The following is a 3,062-nucleotide window of genomic DNA, read 5'->3' on the forward strand; positions in this document are numbered from 1 at the left end:
TAATATTGAAGTTAATCTGTAGATAATATTGAAGTTAATCTGTAGATAATATTGAGGTTAATCTGTAACTAATATTGAAGTATGAAAAATAAATTGAGGTATGAAAGAAAATGAAACTTGACGATTCATCCCTTCAAAAGTTCGGTTTTATAAAAAGAGAGACTCTCGGCAGTATAAATATCGACCCTCTTCAGACAGGCGGGCGTTTGACCGAGGCTGCAAAACAGGCTCTTGTAGAGTGGGGAGACGGGTATTCGGTATGTGATTTCTGTGGAGGAATTCTGGATCAGATAAAAAAGCCTCCAATTTATGATTTCGTACATAAGGCTCTTCCCGAGTTCCTTGGTTGTGATGAGGCAAGGGTCACAAATGGGGCACGGGAGTCCAAGTTTGCTGTCATGCATTCTATTGGAAAGCCGGGGGACTGGATTGTGGTCGATGGGCTCGCTCATTACTCTTCCTATGTTGCAGCCGAAAGAGCAGGCCTGAACATCAAAGCCGTGCCGCATTCAGGCAGTCCCGATTATTACCTTGATCCTGAAGGGTATGCCACGGCAATCGAAGAGGTTACAAAGGAAAGTGGAAAACCACCTGCTCTTGCACTTATAACTTATCCGGACGGAAGTTATGGAAACCTGCCAGATGCAGGAAAGATAGCCTCGATCTGCCATGAATACAATGTTCCTCTCCTTCTGAATGGTGCATATGCCGTAGGAAGAATGCCGGTATCTGCAAAAGAAATCGGTGCCGACTTTATTGTTGGCAGCGGGCATAAATCTATGGCAGCATCAGGGCCTGTAGGAGTGCTTGGGGTAAGTGAAGAGTACGCTCCTATCGTATTCAGGAAATCCAAACACAGCAAGGTAAAAGAAGTTGAGCTTCTGGGATGTACGGCAAGGGGCGCTACGGTTATGACTCTTATTGCATCTTTCCCTGATGTGGTAAAGCGTGTTCAGAACTGGGACCAGGAGGTCGAAAACGCCCGCTGGTTCTCGGCAAGGCTTGAGGAAATGGGCTTTATTCAGCGTGGGCAGAAACCTCATTCTCACGACCTTATGTTCTTTGAAGCTCCACGCTTCTATGAAATCTCCGAGAAGGTTAAGAACGGTAGGTACTTCCTCTACAAGGAGCTCAAAGCACGCAATATTCACGGCATCAAGTCCGGGCTTACCAAATACTTCAAGCTCAGTACTTTCGGGCTTGGAAGAGAAAAACTTGAAGTTGTCGCAGACTCCTTTGAAGATATCCTGAAAAAATATGAGGACATTTAAGGCTGTTTGAGCCTGTTGATATTTTACTTTACGTCCTGGAGAACTCAACCAGGGATCAATATCCTGGTTCTGAATTTCTCCTTCTCATTTCTCCTTCTCATTTCTCCTTCTCATTTCTCCTTCTCTTTTGAGGTAAATAAGTTCAAATATTCAAGATTCCGGAGAAAAGTACGAAAAAAATATGCAAAAATGTGTATTTTCGGAATCTGCAAGTTTATCCGCTGAGTCCAGGTACTCTTTAACGAATCCTGGTGCCTAGTCCAGGTGCTTTTTAACGGTCCAAGTGCCTATTCCAGGTACTTTTACCGAGTCCAGGTTTTACTGAGTCCATTACCCTTACTTTGTATCCTCTTCAAATTGAGTGGAAATCTCTCACTTTCCACTCACTGAACTTCTTTCTCTGATTAGTTGAGCTAAAGATGGCATCTCAAATATACTGCTGACTCTATCACATATGTACTGATATGCACTTACATCCAGTTTCTTTGCTGTCTGAACAATCGTCATAAATGTGTCGTTTGCCTTTGTTCCTTCCTCTGTTATAGTTTGAAGGCTGACATCTCTTTTTCTGACCTTTGCTCTTGCTGCCAGTTCCGCTGCATTGTTATGCAGCGGAATCTCTGGCAAACTCAGCACCTTTAACAGGTATTCTTTGTTCTCTTTCGTCTTAGCGATTCTTTCATCCAGCTTTTCATATCCTGTTTTGGTAGAAAACAACTGATCAAACTTAACGGATAATTGCTCCGCTACCTCTGAATCTGGTTTTATTCTAAACTTAGAAAGCTCACCATAAAAGTTCCAGTAACTGTCCAGAAAAGCTTTCAGCTTTTCTTTATGATACGGAACTATTGGCCTTAATTTCTTGTAGTTTCTACCGTCATGAATCCAGCAAAGAGCATGATGATATGCAATTTGCCTGAATTGACGTGCATCATCACTCAAAAGTGTGGTAACCACAGGTATGTTTGTCATCTGATGATAGGCCGCAATTGCACCGGCTTCAAGAACTTTCTTCTTAGTAGTTTTTCTACCATACAAAAAAATACAATCCAATTTTCGACGCATTTCCTCGTCACTGAATATTTTGTTTTTTAAAGAAGAGAGCTTTTCTATCCATCTTTGGGAAACATTAAACGTTTTCATCAGATCAAATGCTTCAGTATTAAAGCAGTACGTTTTTTCTTTTCCACATAAAAGCACATCTAAAATGGTTTCCCGATTCTTATTTGGAACTGTAAAATAAGCAGCATAATAAGGATTACAAAGAATTTGAGTATAATAATTGACACCATTGACTCTTGCACCTGTATCATCAATCTGCTGATAAGGCGTAGCCTTAAGACCTTCCAGAAAAATCTCAGCTTTCTCCTGATGAAAGATATCAATATCTTTTGTCAAGATTCGAGAGATAGTGGCTTTAGATATATGAACACCAATATTTTTCAGGAATTCATGTATCTTGGGTTCTGAAACATTAGCAACATGATTAAGAGTAATTATCAAAGATTTGATCCCAGGACCAAACTCACCCTTTACGCCTTGTGGCAATTTTCCTGCATATGTTTTATGCTCAGAAGGAGAATAAAAAATCTCTATTCTGTAGTTTGTATTAACAGGCTTTATGTATATATCCTGAATTATTACGTCTCTATAACCTTTAAGATACGCATCACTGGGTAAGTTGGATCTATTAACTTTACATGTTTCAGTTCGATGAACCTCTATTTTATCCAGTTTCAGTACTTCGCTAATTTTTCATTTTGTATAAATGAGGTCATTCGAAACCTACAC

The 3,062-nt window shown here is 40.3% G+C and carries 2 protein-coding genes; one reads left to right on the top strand and one right to left on the bottom strand.

Annotated elements, in window-relative coordinates; translation table 11 throughout:
• Positions 1 to 110 precede the first annotated feature (110 nt).
• A complete protein-coding gene (gene pscS, locus ASJ81_RS10575; RefSeq protein ID WP_095644426.1) occupies positions 111 to 1,271 on the top strand; it encodes an O-phospho-L-seryl-tRNA:Cys-tRNA synthase in 1,161 nt (386 codons plus the stop codon).
• A 372-nt stretch (positions 1,272 to 1,643) separates the two neighbouring features.
• Here pscS and ASJ81_RS10585 read toward each other — a convergent pair whose 3' ends face one another.
• The gene (locus ASJ81_RS10585; protein WP_095644428.1) at positions 1,644 to 2,819 is read right to left on the bottom strand and encodes an IS66 family transposase; all 1,176 of its coding nucleotides are present in this window, start codon (positions 2,817 to 2,819) and stop codon (positions 1,644 to 1,646) included.
• Between the last annotated feature and the right edge of the window lie 243 nt (positions 2,820 to 3,062).

Origin of the sequence: Methanosarcina spelaei (assembly GCF_002287235.1) — an archaeon.
Classification (GTDB): Archaea; Halobacteriota; Methanosarcinia; order Methanosarcinales; family Methanosarcinaceae; genus Methanosarcina; species Methanosarcina spelaei.

Excerpts from the sequence above, each read along its gene's own strand:
- pscS (WP_095644426.1), top strand. The coding sequence starts at position 111 with ATGAAACTTGACGATTCATCCCTTCAAAAGTTCGGTTTTATAAAAAGA.